Genomic DNA, 22,159 nt, shown 5'->3' on the forward strand with positions numbered 1-22,159 from the left:
TTGGAGCGCAACAGAAGGCTTGTGATGCACCACGACCGCAAGCCGTTCTATGCACAGGCATGGGTTTGGCTCGCGCAGGCCCGGATGCTGCTGGGGCGATTGAAATAGATTTCTTCTACACCCTCCAAAAGGATCGCAATGACCGCATTTGCACTCATCATCAAGCACAAGACGCTGCCTGGAAAACGCGAGGAGGTCCGAAAAATCTGGGAAAAGCACATGGCACCGGCCATTGCGTCCAACCCAGGCCATACGGCCTACTTCTACTGCTTTGACAATGCCGACCCGGATTCCATCTGCGCATTCCAGCAGTATTCAAGCGTTGAAGCCTCCCAGGACTTTCTGAAAACGAGCATCTACGCCGCGTACCTGAAAGACGTGGAGCCGTTGCTGGCAGGTCCTCCTCAGGTCACGGCACTGACGCCCATCTGGTCCAAAGCGGCCTGACAGCTTCCAGCGGGGCGTCCACCCGCCACGCGGGCGGGCACCTGTTGACACGGACGCTCCTTAGCGCAACCACTCCCGCAGCTCTGTCTTCAACACCTTCCCATAACTGTTCTTTGGCAGCGCCTCCACCCACCGGTACACCTTGGGCCGCTTGAAGCGCGCGATGTGCTCCAGGCACAGGGCGTCCAGCACCGTATCCGCGATAGGCGGGCCCCCGCCAGCGACGAGGAAGGCAATCACCACCTCGCCCCATTCCGCATCGCGCAGCCCCACCACGGCGACCTCGTGTACCTGGGGGTGGAGCAGCAGCACCTCTTCGACCTCGCGCGGGTAGATGTTGGAGCCGCCCGAGATGATCACGTCCTTGGATCGGTCCTTGAGCGTGAGGAAGCCGTCGGTATCCAGGCTGCCCGTGTCACCCGTGTACAGCCAGCCGTTACGCAGCGTCTGCGCCGTGGCGGCGGGGTTGTTCCAGTAGCCGGGCATGACGGTATCGCCGCGCACCAGCACCTCGCCGGTCTCGCCGGTGGGTACGCTCTGGCCTTGGGCGTCGACCACGCGCACCTCCACCAGCGACTGCGCCACGCCGACCGAGGCCATGCGGTCGGCCCAGCGGGGATGGGCGGTGTCGGCCAGATTCGCGCGTGACAGCGCGGTGATGGTCATGGGGCTTTCGCCCTGGCCGTAAATCTGCACGAAGCGATCGTTGCCCATCACGGCCATGGCGTTGCGCAGGTCGTCGGCATACATGGGGCCGCCGCCGTAGACGATGGTTTTGAAGCCGGTCACATCTGCGCTGGTGGCCTGCACGTGCTCCACCAGCCGGTGCACCATGGTGGGCGCAGCAAACAGTGTGAGCTGGCCCACCGATGCGGCCAGCTGCACCAGCTCCGCAGGCTCGAAGCCGCCCGACATCGGCACCACGTGCCGCCCGCCGCGCAGCACCTGTGCGTAGTTGTAGAGACCTGCGCCGTGCGACATGGGCGCGGCGTAGACCATGGCGTCGCCGGGCAGCACGTCGTCTACGTCGGTGAAGTAGCAGGCCGTCATGGCCAGCAGGTTGCGGTGGGTCTGCATCACGCCTTTGGGGCGGCCGGTGGTGCCCGATGTGTAGAACAGCGAGGCGACATCCTCGGGGGCGCGATCGCAGACTTCCATGGGGGCGTGTGCCACAGCGGCGCGGTATGCGTCGGAGCCGAAGACCAGCAAACCGGCGTCCATCGCCCCCGCCTCCCGCGCGGCCGGTGCCAGGACCTGCGACGCCAGCACTACGCGCGCGCCAGAGTCCGCCAGCACATAGGCCAGCTCCTTGGCATGCAGCTTGTAATTGACGGGCACCGACACCGCCCCGGCCCACACAATGGCGTGCAGGGCCTCCAGATATTCGGGCGCATTGGCGGCATAGATGGCCACGCGGTCACCGGGGGCCACGCCACATTGCGCGCGCAGATAGCCCGCCAGGGCGGCGGCGCGAGCGCCCAGGTCGCGGTAGGACCACAGCACGTCGCCCCCCTGCAGCACAGCGGGCTGGTGGGCATGCAGCAAAGCGCTGCGGCGCAGCAGGTGGGCGATGTTCATCGAGTGCACTCCACAACAGTAGTTTTCAGGGTCACCAATCTCCACGGCCGGGGAGACATGCAGGCACTGTAGGCACACAGGGCGCTTGCGCACAGTCGCCCAAATACCCAAGGGAAAACCCCGCCCCGACCAAGAAGCACCTGGTTACCACGCGGGTCCAATTCCCCACAAGCTGTGGCGTTGAAACGCGGTTGCCTAGACTGCATCTGATCCTCATGCGCCGCGACCGGCCCACCCAGGCGAGCGCCCCACCGTTTTCACCCAACGCCTTCGCAGGCAACACCCCATGAACCTGGACCAGCAAAAATCCATCCTCACCATCGCCCTCCTGGCCGCATTTGCAGACGGCAACAAGGACGACGCCGAGCGCGAAGAGATCCGCCGCATTGCCCAGTCGCTCGCGGGCGATGCAGGCATGGCAGACCTCCCGCGCATTTACCAGGACGTGCTGCTCCAGCGCACCAGCGTGCAGGCGGCCGCGCAGGCCTTGAACGAGCCCATGCACCGCCAGCTGGCCTATGAGATGGCCGTGTGCGTGTGTGACGTGGATGGCCGGCAGACGCCTGCGGAGGCGCAGTTCCTGGCCACGCTCAAGACCGCACTGCAGCTGGGTGCACAACAGACCGCAGCCTTTGACCAGGAGGCTGACGCGTTGGTCGACGTGGCCGAGACGGCATCACCCTCTGCCGTGCCTTGGGGCGTGGCAGGCGCGGCCACGAGCGCTGCGGCCTATGCCGCTGCATCGGCGCCGTCGCCCGCATCCGTCCCCGTGCCGGCTGCCGGGCCCGCACCCACCGGCCCCGGCGACGCCGAGCTCGACAAGTCCATCCTCAACTACGCGCTGCTCAACGGTGCGCTGGAGCTGCTGCCGCAGTCCTGGGCATCGATGGCCATCATCCCGATGCAGGTGAAGATGGTGTATGGCATTGGCAAGGCGCACGGCGTGGAGCTGGACCAGGGCCACATCAAGGAGTTCATCGCCGCTGCGGGCGTGGGCATGACGTCGCAGTACCTGGAGCAGTTTGGCCGCAAGCTGCTGGGCGGCCTGCTGGGCAAGGTGGCGGGCCGGACCCTCGGTGGACTGGGCGGCGCGGCCACGGGCATGGCGTTTTCGTTTGCCACCACCTATGCGCTGGGCCAGGTGGCCAAGCGCTACTACGCCGGCGGCCGGGTGATGAGCACGGCCATGCTGCGCGATACCTTCCAAAGCCTGCTCGGCCCCGCCAAGCAGATGCAGTCGCAGTACCTGCCGCAGATCCAGCAGAAGGCCGCCACGCTGGACGCCGGCAAGATCATGGCCATGGTGCGCGGGGCCTGACGTACCACCGCATCTTCAGCAAATGCTATATTTTTAATAGCATTTAGCGCTTTCCAGGTAAGCGCCAGAGGCCATTTTCATCAATATTCGACGGTCTACATCGTGTTGACGGGGTGTGGGCTGGCTCGGGCGGTGCACCCACGGGGTGTGGAGGCGTTGCGCCCGCGCTGTGCCCGTGCGCAAACCAGGTGGCGCAAACATCGGCCCATGACAGAATCGGCCCATGCTCGACCACACGGATCCTGTCGCCTCCATCATCCCGGCCATGTCGCTCGACTCACCGTCTGACAACGCCATGACGGCGCTGTCCCGGCTGGCACTGGGGCCCGTGAACACGGCCTACTACATGGCCGTCTTCGAGCGCTTTGACAACACGGGCCGCACCACCACCACCTGGAACTGGGCAGCCTGCCTGGCCACCCTCAACTGGATGCTGTTCCGGCAGCTGTGGACTCCCGCGCTGGTCTACCTGGCGGCCGCCGAGGGGCTCGCGCTGATCGTGTACGGCATCGGCAGGACGTTCCTGCAATGGCCGCCGGGCGTGGAACTGGGCGTGCTGGGCGCCTTTGCAATGCTGGCCTTTGCGGTGCCAGGCCTGTATGGCAACGCCATCCTGTATGCCGACATCCGCAAGCGTGTGGCCCGCGCGCTGGCCGCCTCCCGCACGTTGCCCGAGGCCTGTGTGCTGCTGGAGAAACAGGCCAGCTCACGCAAGCGGCTGCAGGGGCTGGTGCTGGCCAATCTGGTGCTGGTGGCCGCAGCCGCACTGGCGTACCTGGTCTGGGCCCCTTCAGGCACCCAGCCCCTGGCCCTGGAACCCGCCGTGACCGTGGCCCAAGCCACAGCGACGGCCGCGTCCCGGCCCAGCCCGGTGGCATCTGCGCCAACGCCAACGCCCGCCGCCACGCCTGCACCCGTACCGGTATCTGCGGAAGCGACCCCGACCCCAGCCGCCCCCTCCACCGCGGCCTCGGCCCCTGCCGCCGCTGCCGCAGTGGCGCCGCCCGCCCTGGCCGCGTCTGCGCCGGTGACCCCCTCCACCACCCAGCCTGCGGCCCCGACCACCAAAGCACCAAAAGCCCCCGCGCAAGCCAGCACACAGGCGTTGCCCTCCGAGTCCAATGCTCCCGCACCGCCTGCAGCTTCCGCAGCCCCCACGGTTTCAAAAACACCGACCTCAGCGCCCGCCACGGCGGCACCCAAGCCCGCAGCAAAGGCAACGCCCCCCGCCGAGCCCGCCAGCCGCGCGGCCTCCCCACCCAAGGCCAAAACGGCCAAAGCCCCCGCATCAGCCGCTGCGCCAGCCGCCTCCGCCGCCCTGCCCACCGTGGGCACGGCAGCGGGCTACTACATCAACGTGGGGCTCTTTGCCGACGAGGCCAACGCCCGCAAGGCCCAGGCACGGCTGCTCAACGAAGGGCTGCCCGCCTTCCGCCAGGAGCTGAACAACACCAAGGGCCGGCGCATCCGCGTGCGCGTGGGGCCTTACGACAGCCGGGCCCAGGCCGATGCAGCGGCCGAGTCGATCCGTGCGATGGCGCTGGAAGCTGTGGTTTTCAAGCAATGAGCTGGGTACCTCCAGCCGTTCTGACATAGCAGCACCACATCGCACGCTGACCGCGCCGAGTTGGTAAAAATTTCCTATTGCATTTGAGGAGAACCCCATACCATGTGTAAGCAAAGGTTATTTACACAGTCCAAATAAAGGGTCAAGTATGTCTTTCGCGAATTCGCTTTCCAAAGTGTTGGCGGTGGGGGTTTTGGCACCAATCATGGTGGCTAGCGCACAAGTCAACGATGTGGGGGGTATCGCATCCGGTGGAGGCGTGTCCATGCCGAGCCCTATGGTCGCGGCGGCCATCAGTGCGGGCTCCTTGTCCCTGACAGGCGCTGAATCCACCATGTCGCCCCGTTTTTTCCGCTCGGGTACGCCTGGCGACGCTTGTTCCACGTTCAGTTCGGGTAACTTTCAATACACGACGGTTCCCTTCCAGACCGATGGCAGCGGTTCCTTGCGCGCCATCGTCGATCCCCAAACCTGCGGCACAGGCGTGTTTGTAACGTTCCACGTCGGCGCCTTCAACCCATCCAGCATCTGTAGCGGGTATCAGTGGTCCTTCGGCTCTTCGCAGGCCTTTGACCAAACCTTCTCGGTCCCGGCGAGCACCGCCATGACCATGGTTCTTTCTGGCGTGGCCAATGCACCCGGGGTGAGCTGCGGCCCGGTCGCGTATTCGCTGGATGGAACGGCCAACGCCGCAGCGTCTGCAATTCCCGTGAACAACCCTTGGGCGCTGGTTGTTCTGGCGGCCTTGGTAGGCATTGCTGGCTGGAGGTTGCGCAGCTTTCGCCAGGCTTGATGGATTGATTGCGCGGCCTCCTTGGCAATGAGGGGGCGCGCAAATTTGTCTTCATAAACTCCTGGGATCTGCAGCCGTCCAGTCCCGCACCTTTTCAATCACCCAGCGGGGATCGTCCAGCGGCAGGTCGTGCCCGGCCCAGGGATGGAACTCCACAGGCACCTGCCAGGCGTTTGCAATGGCCTGCGAGCACTGGCCATGCACCAGCCCATCCTCGCGACTTGCCAGCAGCAGCATGTTTTCCAAGGGGGCCTTCTCTGGAGCGCGGTAGCAGGCCGCTGCGCCCAGCTGGCGCAATGTGTTGGCAGCCGACACCGGGCGCTGCCTACGTATCTCTGCCCAGTCCGGCACCACCGGTTGTCGACGCAGCACACAGTTGCTGGTCAGGCGCAAGACCTCTTGCTCCACCTGTTCTTCACGCTTGATTCCGAATGCAAGACGCAGCAAAGCGGTGTAGTTGCGCGGCCGCAGACGGTGGTAGAAGGGGCTGAACGGGCGCAAGCTGGTGTTGATCAACACACACCCCGCCAGCTCTTCAGGCGCCACCCGTGCCCACTCGGTCGCCACCATGGCACCCAGCGACATGGCCAGCACCCTAAACGGTGGCCGCAAGCCCCGCTCAGCCAGACCTGCGCGGCAGCGCTCCACCATGCCCCGCACGGTAACGGGCGAAACCGCCCGGTGCAGCAGGCCATTGCCTGGCAGGTCCTGCGCCACGACGCGGGCACCCGGCAGAGCGCGCTCGAACGCTTCGGCAAACGCCCCCCAGTGCGCTGCCTCGCGCGTGAGACCCCTGAGCAGAATCCATGGGTGCATGGCGCTCGGCCTCCATCAGTACCAGGCGGCCAACGCCTGCGCGCGGTGGTAGGCGCGCGTTTCCGGAAGCGGCACCCAGCGCTCGTGGCTACAGGCCGCGCGGGCCAGAAAATCGAGCAGCGACAGATGGCGCCGCAGCACCCGCTGCTGCCGGTGGTTGATGAGCGGGTTGAAGATGCCGTTGCGCGAAAACAGCTGGCGCGGGTTTTTCTTGATCCACAGCCAGGACCCCATCTCCAGCGTGAGCGGCAGGAAAGTGTGCGCGGGCGCCTCGCGGCAGGCCTGCAGGTACAGGTAGTCCCACAGGTCGCCGTGCGCCAGGTACTGGGCGCTTTGCGGCTCGATGATGTACTGGTGGTGGCTGTGGGCCTGCAGAAAGATCTCCTGCAGTGCATGCAGTTCGGCCAGGTGCGCGATGGGCTTGCGCGTGTGGGCAAACGGAAACCACAGGCGGTCCCGGGCGCCAAACCCTGAATGGCAGTCGATGGCGATGCTGAACGGCCGCGCCAGCAGCTCCTGCGCCACCACCTCGCACAGCGCCTGGCTTTCCGCCTCCATGGCATCGCCAGCGCGCCCCCGGTACCAAGGCAGCCCGGCGCTCACCCGCTGCCCACCGATCCAAGGCGGTACCCGGTCGGTGGCATCGACCGGCGCATTGCGCATGAGGTCCACCCCACGCGGATTGGCACGTGTGGCGGCCCACATGCCACCCGGATTGACCACCGGCATAAAGACCAGGCGCATCTGCTCCAGCTGGCGGTGCAGCGTGGTATCCCACTGCAGCCGCATGACCACGTTCTGCAAGTAAGCGATGACCACCTCGGCGCCGATGCGCTCAAGCCCGTGCACGCCCCCGAAGAAACCGATTGCGGGCACGTCCAGCGACGGGTTGCCCAGGCCAATGGCATGGATCGGAAAGCAGTGGCCCGACGCCAGCGGCACCTGCCGAACCACGCGCACCTGCAGATGGGGCGCCCCCAGCTCGATGATTTTTTCGAGCGCCAGCAGCTCGGGCAGGGTGTTCATGGTGGATGGCGATCGCGGCACGGGGCCGCGCAGCAAGGCGATGGACAACGAGCATATCTCCGGCACGCACGCACCAACAGCGCCATCACGCCTCTGTGTGAATTCGGCGAAACGACTCGAAACTGTCACATGACCACGTTACCTTGGCCGCAGACACAACCCTTCGAAGAGGCACACGATCATGCTCTGGAGATTGCTCGGACTGCAGCGGCTGCTGGATGAACTCTTCGATGCTCCGGGCTGGCCCAGCTTCGATTTACCCAGCACCGACGGATGGGCCCAGTATGAAGACGCAACAGCTGCAGCGCAGGACTGAGGTGCACCGTATCGCCCTGCTGTGCGGCACCCTGGGCTGTGCACTGGCCTGGGGTCTGGTGGAGTTGCTGGCGTTGCAGCGCCAGCGCTACCACCAGTGGCGCCAACGCCACCAGACCCCTGCACACCGCTGACGCAGCAGCAACACGGACGCATGCGCGCATGCGAGCGCGTGATCGCACGCAGCACACACGGCCTTCAGCAGACACCGGCTGCGCGCAGCCCCTCATTGGCGGCGTCTTTCTACAGCCCCATCAGAAGCCTCTGACGCTGGCGGGTCTTCGTTTTTGCACGGTATGCCGCAGACGCACCTAAAATTGCGCACCTTCCCTTCATTGGGGGGAGGCATATTGCAACTCTGAATAAAGAAGAACCACCATCATGGCAACTGCAAAGAAGACTCCAGCGCCCGCAAAGAAGGCCGTCAAGGCGGCAGCACCTGCTGTCGCAAAGAAGGCGGCACCTGCCGCCAAGAAGGTAGCCGCCCCCGCAGCGAAGAAGGCTGCCGCGCCAGCGGCCAAGCCCGTCGCCGTGGGCATCAAGCCGATCAAGACCGCGTTCAACAAGACCACGCTGATCGCCCACCTGGCCGAGCAGGCTGGTGTGGAACCCAAGGCCACCAAGGCCGTGCTGGCCGCACTGGAAGCCACCATCCTGGGTTCGGTGCACAAGAAGGGCTCTGGCGAGTTCACGCTGCCCGGCCTCATGAAAATCGGCCTGCAGCAAATCCCCGCCAAGAAGAAGCGCTTCGGCAAAGACCCCTTCACCGGTGAAGAGCGCTGGTTCCCTGCCAAGCCTGCAGCTGTCAAGATCAAGACCCGCGCGCTGAAGAAGCTCAAGGACGCCACGGTCTGATTACAGCCGTTGCGACGGACGTGACAAGGTGATGCTCCATCACCTTTCCCCCGCAAAGAGGACCCGTTGCCCAAGGCAGTGGGGCCCTTTTTTTTGGAGGGGTGGATAGGTCAAGCCGCAGAAGGCGCCGCCACCGCACCCCATCAGACGGTGATCACGTTGGGGGCAGCAGGGCCGGCATGCAGCAGTTCCACCTCTGCAGCCCGGCGCGAAAGCACCGCCCCCTGGTTGATATAGCCCTTGTCGGTGATTTCTCCAGCCTCTGGGTCGGGCGGCGCCGCCATCACCAGCGCACGCGTGGGGCACTGCGATGAACCTGCGCCGGCACTGCGGCGAACCTGGATCACAGCGCGCAGGGCTTGTTCCAGCCTCGCGCGGTCCGCTGCGCCTGTGGCTGAAGGAAACACCAGCATGCCCACTTCGTCCCGGTTGTGGCCCGTGAGCACGATGTCCTGCACCAGCGGCGCCAGCTCGGACACGAGCTCCACCCGCAAGGTACCTACCGACACCCAGCTCCCGCTGGAAAGCTTGAAGTCCTCGGCCACCCTGCCGTTGAAGACCACGCCACGCTCCGGCCGCGCGGGGTCCACCAGATAGCCCGCATCGCCGATGCGGTAGAAGCCCTGGCTGTCGAACGCTGCCGCAGTCTCGGCGGGCGCATTGCGATAGCCCGGAAATACCGACACGCCTTTCACCCGCATTTCGAGCTTGCTGCCATTGGGCACCAGCTTGAGCTCAAGCCCAGGCAAAGGTGCGCCAATACAGCCCGCGCCCTCCATGCGCCAGTGCGCGCTGGTCACGGCGGGTGACGTCTCCGTGGAACCCCAGGACGTGGTCAGCCACAGCGGCAGCGCGGGTCGCACGCGTGCTGCCACGGCTTCAAGCCGCTGCCAGGTGGAAGGGGCCAGCGCCGCCGCCGCGTAGAACGCCAGGCGCATGCGTGAAAGGACCTCGGTAGCCAACGCTGCATCCGCTTCCAGAAACGGCAGCAGCATGTCAAAACCACGCGGCACGTTGAAAAGCATCGTCGGCTTCACATCGCGCAGATTGCGCACCGTCTTCTCGATGAGCCCAGGCACCGGCCGTCCCTCATCGATGTAGAGCGTGCCCCCATGGCACAGCACCATGTTGAGGTTGTGGTTGCCGCCAAAGGTGTGGCTCCAGGGCAGCCAGTCCACCAACACGGGCTTTTCGTGGGCCAGAAACCGCCAAGCCTGGGCAATCATCTGCTGGTTGGCGCACAGCATGCGGTGGGTATTGATGACCACCTTGGGACGGCCCGTCGAGCCCGAAGTCAGCAGGTACTTGGCATGGCCATCCGCATCGATGGCCTGGAACGCCTGCAACACGGCCGGGCTTTCCACGCCCGCCCGCAGGTGCGCAAAAGACAAGGCACCGGGCACCATCTCGGCATGGCGGCTGAAGACCTTCAAGGCATCGGATGCGTAGCCCGCCAGGGCGGGCGCGTAGACCGAGGCGTCCGACGCGTAGATCAACGAAGGCTCCAGCACCGCGAGCATGCTGTGCAGGCGGCTCGGGTCCCTGGAGCGTGAATAGGCACTCGACAGCGAACAGGGCGTGATGCCGACATGCATTGCCGCCAGCATGAGCACCGCGTGGTCCACCGCATTGTCGGAAAGGATGGCGATGGGGCGGCCTACAGGCAGTTTCAGGTCCAGCAGCGACTGCGCGACGGCGCCCATGGCCTGGCGCAACTCACCATAGGTCAGGGTGCGCCAGTGCTCGGCATTCTCAGCACGCTCTGCCAGGGCCAGCGCATCGGGTGTCTCTCGCGCCCAACGCTCCACCCACTCGCCGATGCAGCGCGCATAGGCGCCCAGCGCCACGGGAGAACGCAGTGTGAACGAGCCATCGTCCTGGTGGACCAGCATCGTGGCGGACGGTGCTATTTGGCTTTCATCGCCAAGAAATTCGGGGTGCATGGTGTGGGTGGTCTCTCGTGTTCTTGGGGCAACAACAAAAATGGACGACACGGCGCTGGCGAGTGGCGTGGCTGTGCGCAGCAACACTGCCGAAAACGCTGGGTGCACCACGTCGAAAACCCATGCGGCGGGACCGCACGGTGGCATCGCGGATTCAGTCCAGGACGCGGGCGTCCTGCTTGGCGCGCAGAAGGTTCACCAGCAAGGTATCGCGTGCAGCCGCCAGCTCCGCGCTGGTTCTCTCACCGATTTCCTCGGCTACGCCATCCGCCACAAGGCGCTGGAGCGCCGGCGTCATCTGCGGAGCACCCAGGTCCTGCCACCAGTCTTCGATGGGGCCGCCGAGGTGTGCCAGCAAATGGGCGATGCCGCCTTCGCCGCCCGACAGGTGCAGGTTCATGAACGGCCCCATCAATGCCCACCGCAGGCCCGGGCCGTGTGCAATGGCGGTATCGATGTCGGTGACACTGGCAACCCCTTCGTTGACCAGATGAAACGCCTCCCGCCACAGCGCAGCCTGCAGGCGGTTGGCAATGTGCCCTTTGATTTCGCGCCGGACATGGATGGGGCGCTTGCCAATGGCTGTGTAGAAATCCATTGCGGTAGCGATCGCCTGGGCCGATGTCATTTCGCCCCCGCCCACCTCCACCAGCGGAATCATGTGCGGGGGGTTGAACGGATGGCCCAGCACCACGCGCTCGGGGTGTTTGCATTGGGCTTGTATGGCTGTAATGGACAGGCCCGAAGAACTGGAAGCCAGGATGGCCTGCGGCGGGGCGGCATCGTCCATCCTTCGCAGCAGATCCGCCTTGAAGTCCAGCCGCTCGGGCCCGTTTTCCTGCACGAAATCGGCTTGCACCAGGGCGTCCTCCAGCCGGGGGTGAAACTGCAGCCTCGCCATGCTCGCACTCGGCGCAAGTCCCTGCCGTTCCAGCGCCGGCCAGTGCTGGGCCACGGCATCGCGCAGGCGTTTCTCGGCCCCTGGTGCGGGATCGGTGGCATCCACGTCCAGCCCCCGGGCAAGGAAGCAGGCGGCCCAGCTCGCGCCAATGACGCCGGTGGCGACCACCGCCACGCGCTTCACGGAAGAAACCATGTCGGTGCCCTTCAGGACTCTGCCGTGAAGCCGATCTTCTTGACCAGCGGACCCCAGCGGTCGAATTCTGCTTGCTGCGATGCCGCCATTTCAGCCGATGTGGAGCCCCGGGCAATGAGGCCCACCACGGCCAGGCTGTCGATCACGGATTTCTCCTTGATCGCGGCATTGATGGCCGTGTTGGCAGCGGCAACCACGCTGGCAGGTGTCTTGGCGGGTGCGTAAAAGCCAAACCATTCCTCGGTGGTGAGCTCGGGGAAGCCTTGTTCCGCAAACGTGGGCACCTCGGGCGAGAACGGTGAGCGAGCCTGCCCGGAGGTCGCGATCAGCCGCAGCTTGCCCGCCTTGTGGTTGGGAATGAAGTCGCCGCTCGGGGTCACCATCGAGGCAATCTGCCCGCCGACCACGTCCGTGACACCGGGGATGGACCCTCGGTAGGGCACGTGCTTCAAGTCCACGCCGTTGTTCAGGCCCAGCAGCGCGCCGATGAAATGGGGGGTAGAGCCTGCGGCGGGTGAGCCGTAGTTGGCCTGCCCCGGGTTCGCCTTGGCCCAGGCCAGGAAGTCCTTGACTGTTTTGACCGAGGCCGGGACCAGCGGCCCCACGGCCAGCCCATGGTGCATCACAGCGGCGATGGACACCGGCACGAAGTCTTTCGTCGGGTCGTAGCTGAGTTTGCTGTAGATGTGCGGATAGATGGAGGTGCACGAAAAAGGAGACAGCGTGAGCACGCTGCCATCGGCGGGAGCCCCCTTGAGCGACTCCAGCGCAATGCGGCCGCCTGCACCGGGCTTGTTTTCCACAACGGCTGCATTGCGCGTGTAGGACGAACCGGCAAGCTTCTCGCCCACCCGGCGCGCCACGCTGTCGCCCGCGCTGCCCGCCGGGAAGCCGTAGAAAAATTTGACCTGCTCCAGCGTCTGGGCCATGGCGCTCCAGGGAGCCAGTGCCCCCAGCGCGGTCGCATAACCCAGGTGGTTCATGAATTGGCGGCGTGTCTGCATCATCTGTCTCCTCTTTCTTGGTGGGTGAAATCGCTACAACTCAATCTACGGCAAATGCGGGCCGAACGCTACCGGCGCGGGGCAGTCCCATCAGTGCACGGGCTTCTGCAGGGGAGGCGGGCTCCATGTCCAGTTCGCGAATGACGCGCACGATGCGCTCCGTCAACTGCACATTGGTGGCCAGCTCTCCATGGCGGAAATACAGGTTGTCTTCCAGCCCCACGCGGGCATGCCCGCCCAATAGCAGCGCCGCCACGTTGGCTTCAAGCTGTGAGGGGCCGATGCCACTCACGCAAAAGATGCTGTTGCGCGGCAAGGTGTCCACCATCATCTGCAGGTAGCGCGGCGAGTACGGCATGGCGTTCTGGAAGGCGCGGTGCACGTTCATCACGAGGTTGATGAAATGCGGCCCGTCGTCGTGCCCTTCTTCGATCAGTGTCGTGGTGTCCTGCAGGATGTGTGTCGGGCTGAACACCTCCCACTCGGGCTTGATGCCGCGCGCCTTCATGCCCATTGCCAGCTCGCGCCCTTTGCTGAGCGGGGTGTCCATGAGGATCTCGCGGCCGTCAAAGCTCAGGTTCAGGGTGGTGGCATCCAGGGTGCACATCTCAGCCCCCGCATCCATGCCCTTGATGCGCTCTTCCCAGGCGATCTCCCAGCGGTCAGCGGACAAGGGCCGCACCATGTCGCCATGCACACCACCGCCGGTGGAATTGTTGATGACGATGTCGCAGCCTTTGGCCCGGATGCGGGTGTTGATGTCACGGTAGATGTCTGCGTTGCAGGTGGCGCCGCCGTCGGGGCGCCGGGCATGGATGGCCACCACGCTGGCCCCTGCGTTCCAGCACCGCTCCACGTCATCGGCAATTTCGCCGGGCTGGGTGGGCAGATGCGGGTTCTGCGACTTGTGGGCCATGCCACCGGTGGGGGCTACGGTGACGATGACTTTGCGCTTGGTCATGGCGTGGACTGGTGGAAAATGGTAAGGCACCCATTATTTTTTTTGGCGCCTGCATACTCAGTCATCGCGATGACATTTGGACTCAGGGTATACGAGGACGCCTTTCTCCTTCACTCCGGAGCCCCACCCCATGCTGGTCAAACTGGCGCCGCCCACGGTTGCCAATCTCCTGAAAACCTCGGCCTGGTTTCCCTTGCTGGACGACAGCGCGCAGCAACGCGTCATGGACGACCTGCGCGAAGTCGAGGTCGCCCAGGGAAGTGCCCTGTGCCGGCGCGGCGATATGCCCATGCACTGGTATGGCGCCATCGAGGGCCTGCTCAAGTGGACGGTGACCTCGGACAACGGGCGCTCGGTCACACTGGGCGGCCTTTCTGCAGGCAGCTGGTTTGGCGAAGGTACCCTGCTGCGCGGCGTGCCGCGCACGGCGGACATCATTGCGCTGCGCCCGAGCCGGGTCGCACTCTTGCCGATGGAGACCTTTCAATGGCTGCACGCCACCCAGCGTAGTTTCGACCACTTCCTGCTGCGCCAGATCAATGAGCGCATGCACTGGTTCCTGGGCAATTTCACGGCCCACCATCTGCTGGACACCGACAGCCAGGTGGCACGGGCGCTGGCAGGCCTTTTCCACCCCTGGCTGCACCCTGGCAGCGACCCCCACCTGCAGGTATCGCAGGAGGAAATCGCCAACCTGTCCGGTGTCTCGCGCCAGCGCTGCAACGCCGCACTGAAGCGCCTGGAGGCTGCGGGCGTACTGCAGATCGAATACGGCGGCATCACCGTGGTGAACCTGGAAGAACTGCGCCGCAGGGTCGATTGAGGCGACGTTCGCGGGGGCACGGCATGGAAACCTCAGCCCCCAGGCGAACCGGTGGATCTCAACCGGCAGACCTATCGGAGCTTCATGGCGTTCCGCCCGCAGCCGCCACGAACGCAATCGTCGCTGCGATCACGTCTTCAGGACGATCGCGGTGGGGTGAGTGTGCGCAATCGGGCAGTTCCAGCAACTGCGTTCCAGGCACGCGGGCGGCAATGCCGTGGATCTGAGCCAGCGTGCCGTACTCGTCGTCCAGCCCCTGCACGGCCAGTACGGGCGCGCGCACGGTTGCGAGCTCTGTTTCGATGTTCCACGCGCGGAATGCCGGATCGAGCCAGATGCGGTTCCAGCCCCAGAAGGCGGAGTCCGGGTCCCCGTGGTAGCGGCCCAGCCTGCCGGGCAGGTCGGTGGTCTGGTAGGCGTCCCGCGCCTGCTCGATGTTCTGGACAGTCACATCCTCCACAAAGATGTGGGGGGCCAGCACCACCAGGCCGCTGACGCTCTGCGGGAACATCGACGCATACAGCAAGGCAATGGATGCGCCATCGCTGTGGCCAAACAACCAGAGCGGCTCAGTAACGCCCACGGTGTCAAAGAATGCAGGCAGCACCTCCCGCGCCTGCCGGTGCATGAAGTCCACGCCCCAGGCTTCGTCGGGCGCCCTTGGGGTGGAACGCCCATAGCCAGGCCTTGAGAACACCAGCCCCCGAAAGCCCCCCGCCTCGCACAGCTGGTGCGGGAAATCCTTCCACATCGCCACCGATCCCAGCCCTTCGTGCAGGAACACCATCAAGGGCGATGCACGGCGTTCTGGCGCGATCCACTGGTATTCCACCTGTAGCGGCCGGCCTTGCCAATCAATGGCGGCAAATTCGCTGCCCCTGCGTGTACTCCCGCTGACAACGCCGTTCACGCCCGGGCCTCCAGCTCACGCAGCCTGAAACGCTGGATCTTGCCCGTGGCGGTCTTGGGCAGCTCTGGCACAAACTCGATGAAACGCGGGTACTTGTAGGGCGCGAGTTTTTCCTTCACGAAGGCCTTGAGTTCGTCCTGCGTCGCGGCCTTGCCGTCCTTGAGCACCACGAACGCCTTGGTCTTGGTGAGGCCATCCGCGTCCTGCTTGCCGATCACAGCCGCCTCCAGCACGGCAGTGTGCTGCATCAGCGTGGCCTCGACCTCGAACGGTGAAACATAAATGCCGCTGACCTTGAGCATGTCGTCGCTGCGGCCCGCGTAGGTGTAGTAACCCTCCGTATCGCGCACGTACTTGTCGCCGCTTTTGGTCCACCCGCCCTGGAAGGTGTCGCGCGTCTTCTCGCGGTTGTTCCAGTACATCAAAGCCGCGCTGGGGCCCCGGATGTAGAGGTCGCCCACTTCGCCATCGGGCACGCTCTGGCCGTCTTCGCCACGCAACTCGACCTCGTAGCCAGGTACGGGCTTGCCGGTGGTGCCATAACGGATGTCGCCCGGTCGGTTGGACAAAAAGATGTGCAGCATCTCGGTGGAGCCAATGCCGTCGATAATGTCGCAGCCAAAGTGCGCCTTGAAGCGCTGCGCGATCTCTGCGGGCAGCGCCTCGCCTGCCGAGGAGCACATGCGCAACGCCACCGCAGCACGCGCTGGCAACCGGGGTGATGCGAGCATGCCCGCGAAGCCTGTGGGGGCGCCAAAAAACACCGTGGGCTGGTGGTCCACCCAGCGTTTGAAGGTGGCATCGGGCGTGGGCCGCTCGGCCATCAGCACCACGGTGGCGCCCACGGACAGCGGGAAGGTGAGTGCATTGCCCAGGCCGTAGGCGAAGTACAGCTTTGCGGCTGAGAAACAGACGTCCTGCTGGGTGAGGCCGAGCACCGGCTTGCCATACAGCTCGGCCGTCCACCACAGGTTGCCGTGGGTGTGCACCGTGCCCTTGGGCTTTCCCGTAGAGCCCGACGAGTAGAGCCAGAAGCCCGGGTCGTCCGCGCCGATGGGCGCTGGTGCAGTCAACGGAGGCGCGCTGTTCAACGCCGCCTCCAGATCGCGGGCACCTGCATGCAGCTTGCCCACCGGCAGCGATACCAGCAGCGTGCCCGCTTCATGAGGACCGCGCGCCATGGCCTCGGACAATACAGGCAGCAAGGCCCCCGATACCAGCGCCGCCTGCGCCCGGCTGTGCGCCAGCATGTAGGCATAGTCATCCGCGGTCAGCAGGGTGTTGACCGCCACCGGCACCACCCCTGCATACAGGCAGCCCAGAAAGCACACGGGCCAGTCGCTGGTGTCGTGCATCAGCAGCAGCACCCGCTCTTCGCGCCGCACCCCCGCCTCAGCCAGCACGCAGGCCAGCCGCCGGGCGCGGTCTTCCAGATCGCCATAGCTCAGGCGCCCCCGGTCGTCGATGTAGGCCGTGCGCTCGGCATGCGCCCGGTTCAGGTCGAACAGATGTTCGGCGAAATTGAATCGCTCTGGCAGGCTGGTCATGGGGATGTCTCCGTATTGTTCTGGGCAATTCACAGGCCTTGGCAGGCCTCATAGACCGAGCGATGCCAACACACCTGGGCTGGCTTGCACCGCACTGCGCTGGTGGTAAAAGTCGAGCGCACGCAAGCCGCCCAGCTCTGCACCACCACCAGCGCGCCCCGGCCCCCCGTGCTGCGACATGGGCATCACATTGCCGTGCCCTGTGTGAGCCTGCGCCACATCGGGTGTGACGACATGCACACGCCCGTGGCTCGCGGCCAGCTGCACGGCCGCAGCTGCCAAGGCTGCCTCGTCAGCACCAAACAGCGAGGTCACCAGCGATCCTTGGCCCCTGTGCGCCAGCGCCAGGGCATGGTCCAGGTCACGGTAGGGCAGTAGCGTGGCGACAGGGCCGAATACTTCCATGTCATGCACCGCAGATGCCGCATCGGCATCGCGCGCACCCAGCAGCACCGGCCCCATGCAGGCCGCTACGGCAGGGTCGGCATCCACCAGCGGGCGTGCGCGGCCATCGTGCAGCAGGTCGGTGTGGGCGCTCAAAGCGGCCAGACCTTCGCGCACCGCGTGCAATTGCGCGGCGCTGACCAGGGAACCCATGCGCACGCTCTCGTTGCGCGGGTTGCCCACGCTGATGCCTGCGAGCTTGGCACCGATGGCCTCGGCCGCAGCGTCGTATACCGCAGCGGGCACCAAAATGCGGCGGATCGCCGTGCACTTCTGCCCGGACTTGACCGTCATCTCGCGCACCACTTCACGCACCAGCAGGTTGAAGGCATCGCTGCCCACGGTGGCGTCGGGCAGCAGGAGGGCAGAGTTCAGGCTGTCGGCCTCGATATTGGCCCGCACCGAGCGGTGCGCCACGGCCGGGTGCGACCGGATGACGCCCGCAGTTTCCGCCGAGCCCGTGAAAGAGACCACATCGAAAGGCTGCAGCTGGTCCATCAAACCCGCCGAGCTGCCTGCGATGACCGACAGCGCCCCCACAGGCAACACCCCCGCGTCGATCACATCCTTCACCGTGCGCTGCGTGAGCCAGGCCGTGGCGGTGGCGGGCTTCACGATCACCGGGACACCAGACAGCAGTGCGGGCGCCGCCTTTTCCCACAGCCCCCAGGCCGGAAAGTTGAAGGCGTTGATGAACAGCGCCACGCCGCGCGCCGGCACCTGCAGGTGCTGCGACAAAAAGGCCGGCTCCTTGCCCAGTTTGACCGCGTCGCCATCGCGCAGCGCGCGCACATCGCCCAGCGCATCGCCCCACTTAGCGTACTGGCCCAGCGTGAAGATACCGCCGTCAATGTCCACCGCCGAATCGTTCTTCACCGTGCCAGCGTTGGCGGTTGCAATGTCGTAGTAACTCTCACGGTGTGCCTGCAACACCCTCACCACGGCGGCCAGCAGGGCAGCCCGCTCGCGGTAGGTCATGGCCCGCAAGGCGGCACCGCCCCGGTCCCGGGCAAAGGCAAAGGCTTCCTGCAGGTCCAGCCCGGTGCAATCGACGCGCACCAGCGCATCGCCCAGCACCGGGTCGCTGAGCACCGTGCCCGGCCCGTTTCCGGTTTGCCAGCGGCCAGCGGCAAAGTTGGCCAGGAGTTCAGTCATGCAGGTCTTTCTGAAAATAGGGGATAGGCAAAACGGGTCGGCGCCGGAATGGAGGGTCCGCTTCAGCGCATGAACTGGATCTGCCCTTCCGGCAGCAGATAGAGCACCAATGCACGCCCTTGGGCCACCGTGGGGCGGTGGGCGCTGCCCGGTGGATAGACGCACCACCCAGCAGGATGCCCGTCAAAGGTGGCTCCGCCCGTGAGTGGCATGATCAAATCGATTTCCCCCAGGGGATGGCTGTGGTGGGGGCCCGCAATGTCCTGCATGTCCACCACATCCACGGAAAAGCGGTGCAGCGCATCGTCAGCCTTGAAGACGCGGCCGTAACGGATGCCACCGCCCTCCCGGTCGCACAGCCAACCCTCTTCCACGCCCACCACACAGGCCGCCTTGAGCCTTGCATAGGCCGTGCTGGCAGGTCCGTGGGTCTGGTTGAGCCAGTCCTGCAGTTCTGAATCCAGGGGCCGCCCGGCGATCTGCGCGGTCAGATCTACCAGGGCTTGATGAAATGCGGCTTTGTGGGGCATGGCTTCTCGTGGGGCTAGGAAAATGGGGGCCTGCACACCTTTTTGATCTGTATCCTTGTGGATTTTGCAGATGTGCAGTATTTTGCTTACACATGAACAATAGGTAATGATTGAATGAATGTCAAGCACTATAGTGCATGAATTTTATTTAGCCCGGGCGGTGCAGAAGCGCCTTGGTGAGGAGCCCTTGAACGTGCCCCACCCGCCAATACCCGCCAATGGGCTGTAAGAACCTGTTCCAAGAAAGATGGCATGAACGAACAAGAAGACGCAGAAACCGCGCTCTCCACGCCTGCCGAGAACATGCTGGGTGCTACGGAAGAAGCCAAGAACCCTCTGCTCGTCGCCCTGGGCGAGCGCGTGCGCAACCTGCGCGCGCAGCGCGGCCTCACGCGCAAGGCTGTCGCGGTGGCGGCCGATGTGTCCGAGCGGCACCTGGCCAACCTCGAATACGGCACCGGCAACGCATCTATCCTGGTACTTCAGCAAGTGGCTGGCGCCCTGCACTGCCCGCTGGCTGAGCTGGTGGGCGACTTCACCACCCGCTCGCCAGAATGGCTGCTGATCCGGGAGTTGCTGGAGCACCGCAGCGAACCCGAACTGCGCCGCGCGCGGCTGGCGCTGCACGAACTGCTGAGTGGCGGCGGCAGCGACACGGCACGCCACCGGCGCATCGCACTCGTCGGATTGCGGGGTGCGGGCAAGTCCACACTGGGGCCCTTGCTGGCGCGCGACCTTGACGTGCCCTTTATTGAGCTGAGCCGCGAGATCGAAACCCTGGCGGGCTGCAGCGTGCGGGAAATCCACGACCTGTACGGCACCACGGCCTACCGCCGCTACGAACGCCGCGCACTGGAAGAGACCGTGCAGATCCACAGCGAAGTGGTGATCGCCACACCCGGCGGCATCGTCTCGGACCCCGCCACGTTCAACGAACTGCTGGCGCACTGCACCACCGTGTGGCTGCGCGCCGCGCCCGAGGAACACATGGGGCGCGTGCTGGCCCAGGGCGACATGCGCCCCATGGCCGCCAGCAAGGAGGCCATGGACGACCTGCGCCGCATCCTGGAAGGCCGCGCGGCCTTCTATTCCAAAGCCGACCTCACCATCGACACCTCCGGAAGCAGCCTGGAAGACAGCCTGCAGCAACTGCGCACCGGGGTGCGCAAACTGATGACCACCCGACCAGGCTGACCCCCTTCTACGGGTCCCCGGGCTTGGAGCCCCAACCGGGGCACCCCAAAAAAATCTGCAAAAAACAGCCACATGCATTGACACGCTCAATAACATGCATGATGATGCACATCAATCAATCAATTTATGCATTATTATTCCTGTTAGCAGATGGATGGAGACCCCATGACCGCACCAGCCCCCACCCGCGTGGACTACCGCACCGACCCCACCCAATACCGCCACTGGACACTGGCGGTGGAGGGCTCTGTGGCGCGCCTGTCGCTCGACATTGCCGAAGACGGCGGCATCCGCCCCGGCTACAAGCTCAAGCTCAACAGCTACGACCTGGGCGTGGACATCGAGCTGCACGACGCGCTCAACCGCGTACGCTTCGAGCACCCGGGCGTGCGCACCGTCATCGTCACCAGCGCCAAGGACCGCATCTTCTGCTCGGGCGCCAACATCTTCATGCTGGGTGTCTCCAGCCACGCCTGGAAGGTGAACTTCTGCAAGTTCACCAACGAGACCCGCAATGGCATCGAGGACTCCTCCAAGCACTCAGGCCTGAAATTTGTCGCCGCCGTGAACGGCGCCTGCGCGGGCGGCGGCTACGAGCTGGCCCTGGCCTGCGACGAAATCGTGCTGGTGGACGACCGCTCGTCGGCCGTGTCGCTGCCTGAAGTGCCGCTCCTGGGCGTGCTGCCCGGCACCGGCGGCCTGACCCGCGTGACCGACAAGCGCCATGTGCGCCACGACCTGGCCGACATCTTCTGCACCAGCGTGGAAGGCGTGCGCGGCCAGCGCGCGGTGGACTGGCGCCTGGTGGACCGCATCGCCAAGCCCGCACAGTTCGCGGCCACCGTGAATGAAACCGCTGCACGGCTGGCCGAAGGCAGTCCCCGACCCGCCAGCGCACAGGGCGTGGCCCTGACCCGCGTGGAGCGCGAAGAAAGCGCCGACAGCCTGCGCTACGCCCATGTCAGCGTGGACATCGACCGCACCCGCCGCACAGCCACGCTCACGCTGAAGGCGCCCACCGGCGCGCAACCCACGGACATCGCCGGCATCGAGTCTGCGGGCGCCGCCTGGTGGCCGCTGGCCTTGACACGCCAACTGGACGACGCCATCCTGAACCTGCGCACCAACGAACTCGACATCGGCACCTGGCTGCTCAAGACCGAGGGCGACGCCCAGGCCGTGCTGGCCAGCGACGCCACGCTGATCGCGCACCAGGACCACTGGCTGGTGCGCGAGACCATCGGCGCACTGCGCCGCACGTTCGCGCGGCTGGATGTGTCCTCGCGCAGCCTGTTCGCGCTGGTGGAGTCGGGCTCGGCCTTCGCGGGATCGCTGGCCGAACTGGCATTGGCCGCCGACCGCACCTACATGCTGGCCCTGCCCGACGACGCCGAGCGAGCACCCAAGCTCACGCTCAACGAGTTCAACTTCGGGCTGCTGCCGATGGTGAACGACCAAAGCCGCCTGCAGCGCCGCTTCTACGAAGAAGCTGCACCGCTGGAAGCCGCGCGCGCTGCGGCCGGCACGCCACTGGATGCGGACGCCGCGCTGGCCCTGGGCCTGGTGACCGCCGCCCCGGACGACATCGACTGGGACGACGAGATCCGCATCGCCATCGAGGAGCGCGCCGCGATGTCGCCCGACTCGCTCACCGGGCTGGAGGCCAACCTGCGCTTTGCCAGCAAGGAGAACATGAACACCCGCATCTTCGGCCGCCTGACCGCTTGGCAGAACTGGATCTTCAACCGCCCGAACGCCGTGGGCGACAAGGGTGCGCTCAAGGTCTACGGCACCGGCGAGAAGGCCGGCTTCGATTTGAACCGCGTCTGACCCCGCC

Annotated in this window: 20 protein-coding genes; 9 read left to right on the forward strand and 11 right to left on the reverse strand. The window is 65.4% G+C overall.

Features of this window, described 5'->3' with window-relative positions; translation table 11 throughout:
* Positions 1-138 precede the first annotated feature (138 nt).
* Positions 139-447 (forward strand): putative quinol monooxygenase, encoded by a 309-nt coding sequence (locus IB243_RS23445; RefSeq protein ID WP_192429621.1) that lies wholly within the window; start codon positions 139-141, stop codon positions 445-447.
* A gap of 60 nt (positions 448-507) precedes the next feature.
* Here the strand turns inward: IB243_RS23445 and IB243_RS23450 are convergent, their stop codons facing one another.
* A complete protein-coding gene (locus tag IB243_RS23450) occupies positions 508-2,025 on the reverse strand; it encodes an AMP-binding protein (RefSeq protein WP_192429622.1) in 1,518 nt (505 codons plus the stop codon).
* Between the two features lie 286 nt (positions 2,026-2,311).
* Here IB243_RS23450 and IB243_RS23455 point away from each other — a divergent pair, with 286 nt between their 5' ends.
* The 3 genes from IB243_RS23455 (at position 2,312) to IB243_RS23465 (ending at position 5,703) form a co-directional block, all read left to right on the forward strand.
* The gene (locus tag IB243_RS23455; RefSeq protein ID WP_192429623.1) at positions 2,312-3,343 is read left to right on the forward strand and encodes a YcjF family protein; all 1,032 of its coding nucleotides are present in this window, start codon (positions 2,312-2,314) and stop codon (positions 3,341-3,343) included.
* A 223-nt stretch (positions 3,344-3,566) separates the two neighbouring features.
* Positions 3,567-4,910 carry an SPOR domain-containing protein gene (locus tag IB243_RS23460; RefSeq protein WP_192429624.1) on the forward strand — a complete coding sequence of 448 codons (1,344 nt, stop codon included), beginning with the start codon at positions 3,567-3,569 and terminating at the stop codon, positions 4,908-4,910.
* A gap of 265 nt (positions 4,911-5,175) precedes the next feature.
* The gene (locus IB243_RS23465; protein WP_225585287.1) at positions 5,176-5,703 is read left to right on the forward strand and encodes an IPTL-CTERM sorting domain-containing protein; all 528 of its coding nucleotides are present in this window, start codon (positions 5,176-5,178) and stop codon (positions 5,701-5,703) included.
* Positions 5,704-5,754: 51 nt separating this feature from the next.
* Here IB243_RS23465 and IB243_RS23470 read toward each other — a convergent pair whose 3' ends face one another.
* The gene (locus IB243_RS23470) at positions 5,755-6,519 is read right to left on the reverse strand and encodes an alpha/beta fold hydrolase (RefSeq protein WP_192429626.1); all 765 of its coding nucleotides are present in this window, start codon (positions 6,517-6,519) and stop codon (positions 5,755-5,757) included.
* Between the two features lie 15 nt (positions 6,520-6,534).
* On the reverse strand, positions 6,535-7,545 hold the full coding sequence (locus IB243_RS23475) for a M14 family zinc carboxypeptidase (RefSeq protein WP_192429627.1): 1,011 nt from the start codon (positions 7,543-7,545) through the stop codon (positions 6,535-6,537).
* A gap of 284 nt (positions 7,546-7,829) precedes the next feature.
* On the opposite strand from IB243_RS23475, the gene IB243_RS23480 reads away from it, so the two are divergent.
* Both IB243_RS23480 and IB243_RS23485 read left to right on the forward strand, forming a co-directional pair.
* Positions 7,830-7,994: a hypothetical protein gene (locus tag IB243_RS23480; protein ID WP_010466530.1), complete on the forward strand. Its 165-nt coding sequence runs from the start codon at positions 7,830-7,832 to the stop codon at positions 7,992-7,994.
* A gap of 247 nt (positions 7,995-8,241) precedes the next feature.
* Positions 8,242-8,715, forward strand: a complete 474-nt coding sequence (locus IB243_RS23485) for an HU family DNA-binding protein (protein WP_010466532.1) — start codon at positions 8,242-8,244, stop codon at positions 8,713-8,715.
* Positions 8,716-8,858: 143 nt separating this feature from the next.
* Here the strand turns inward: IB243_RS23485 and IB243_RS23490 are convergent, their stop codons facing one another.
* The 4 genes from IB243_RS23490 to IB243_RS23505 all read right to left on the reverse strand — a co-directional run bounded on the left by IB243_RS23490 (position 8,859) and on the right by IB243_RS23505 (position 13,719).
* A complete protein-coding gene (locus IB243_RS23490) occupies positions 8,859-10,658 on the reverse strand; it encodes a feruloyl-CoA synthase (protein WP_192429628.1) in 1,800 nt (599 codons plus the stop codon).
* Positions 10,659-10,812: 154 nt separating this feature from the next.
* Positions 10,813-11,754, reverse strand: a complete 942-nt coding sequence (locus tag IB243_RS23495; RefSeq protein WP_192429629.1) for a 3-hydroxyacyl-CoA dehydrogenase NAD-binding domain-containing protein — start codon at positions 11,752-11,754, stop codon at positions 10,813-10,815.
* Positions 11,755-11,765: 11 nt separating this feature from the next.
* Positions 11,766-12,758, reverse strand: coding sequence for a Bug family tripartite tricarboxylate transporter substrate binding protein (locus tag IB243_RS23500; protein WP_010466539.1), 993 nt, complete (start codon positions 12,756-12,758; stop codon positions 11,766-11,768).
* A gap of 40 nt (positions 12,759-12,798) precedes the next feature.
* On the reverse strand, positions 12,799-13,719 hold the full coding sequence (locus tag IB243_RS23505) for a 3-keto-5-aminohexanoate cleavage protein (protein ID WP_192429630.1): 921 nt from the start codon (positions 13,717-13,719) through the stop codon (positions 12,799-12,801).
* A gap of 130 nt (positions 13,720-13,849) precedes the next feature.
* Here IB243_RS23505 and IB243_RS23510 point away from each other — a divergent pair, with 130 nt between their 5' ends.
* Positions 13,850-14,542, forward strand: a complete 693-nt coding sequence (locus IB243_RS23510) for a Crp/Fnr family transcriptional regulator (RefSeq protein ID WP_010466542.1) — start codon at positions 13,850-13,852, stop codon at positions 14,540-14,542.
* Positions 14,543-14,624: 82 nt separating this feature from the next.
* Here the strand turns inward: IB243_RS23510 and IB243_RS23515 are convergent, their stop codons facing one another.
* The 4 genes from IB243_RS23515 to IB243_RS23530 all read right to left on the reverse strand — a co-directional run bounded on the left by IB243_RS23515 (position 14,625) and on the right by IB243_RS23530 (position 19,128).
* Positions 14,625-15,452 carry an alpha/beta fold hydrolase gene (locus tag IB243_RS23515; protein ID WP_192429631.1) on the reverse strand — a complete coding sequence of 276 codons (828 nt, stop codon included), beginning with the start codon at positions 15,450-15,452 and terminating at the stop codon, positions 14,625-14,627.
* A complete protein-coding gene (locus IB243_RS23520; RefSeq protein WP_192429632.1) occupies positions 15,449-16,999 on the reverse strand; it encodes a benzoate-CoA ligase family protein in 1,551 nt (516 codons plus the stop codon). Before IB243_RS23520 ends, IB243_RS23515 begins: the two co-directional genes overlap by 4 nt.
* A 48-nt stretch (positions 17,000-17,047) precedes the next feature.
* Positions 17,048-18,598, reverse strand: a complete 1,551-nt coding sequence (locus IB243_RS23525; RefSeq protein ID WP_192429633.1) for a 3,4-dehydroadipyl-CoA semialdehyde dehydrogenase — start codon at positions 18,596-18,598, stop codon at positions 17,048-17,050.
* 62 nt (positions 18,599-18,660) lie between these two features.
* Complete coding sequence (locus tag IB243_RS23530; protein WP_192429634.1) at positions 18,661-19,128, reverse strand: DUF4863 family protein; 468 nt, start codon at positions 19,126-19,128, stop codon at positions 18,661-18,663.
* Between the two features lie 252 nt (positions 19,129-19,380).
* Between IB243_RS23530 and IB243_RS23535 the strand changes: the two genes are divergently transcribed.
* Both IB243_RS23535 and boxC read left to right on the forward strand, forming a co-directional pair.
* A complete protein-coding gene (locus IB243_RS23535; RefSeq protein ID WP_192429635.1) occupies positions 19,381-20,322 on the forward strand; it encodes a helix-turn-helix transcriptional regulator in 942 nt (313 codons plus the stop codon).
* A 165-nt stretch (positions 20,323-20,487) separates the two neighbouring features.
* Positions 20,488-22,152 (forward strand): 2,3-epoxybenzoyl-CoA dihydrolase, encoded by a 1,665-nt coding sequence (gene boxC / locus IB243_RS23540; RefSeq protein WP_192429636.1) that lies wholly within the window; start codon positions 20,488-20,490, stop codon positions 22,150-22,152.
* Positions 22,153-22,159: the final 7 nt, after the last annotated feature.

The sequence above is a fragment of the Acidovorax sp. ACV01 genome (assembly GCF_014851495.1).
In the GTDB taxonomy this organism is placed as follows: Bacteria; Pseudomonadota; Gammaproteobacteria; order Burkholderiales; family Burkholderiaceae_C; genus Acidovorax; species Acidovorax radicis.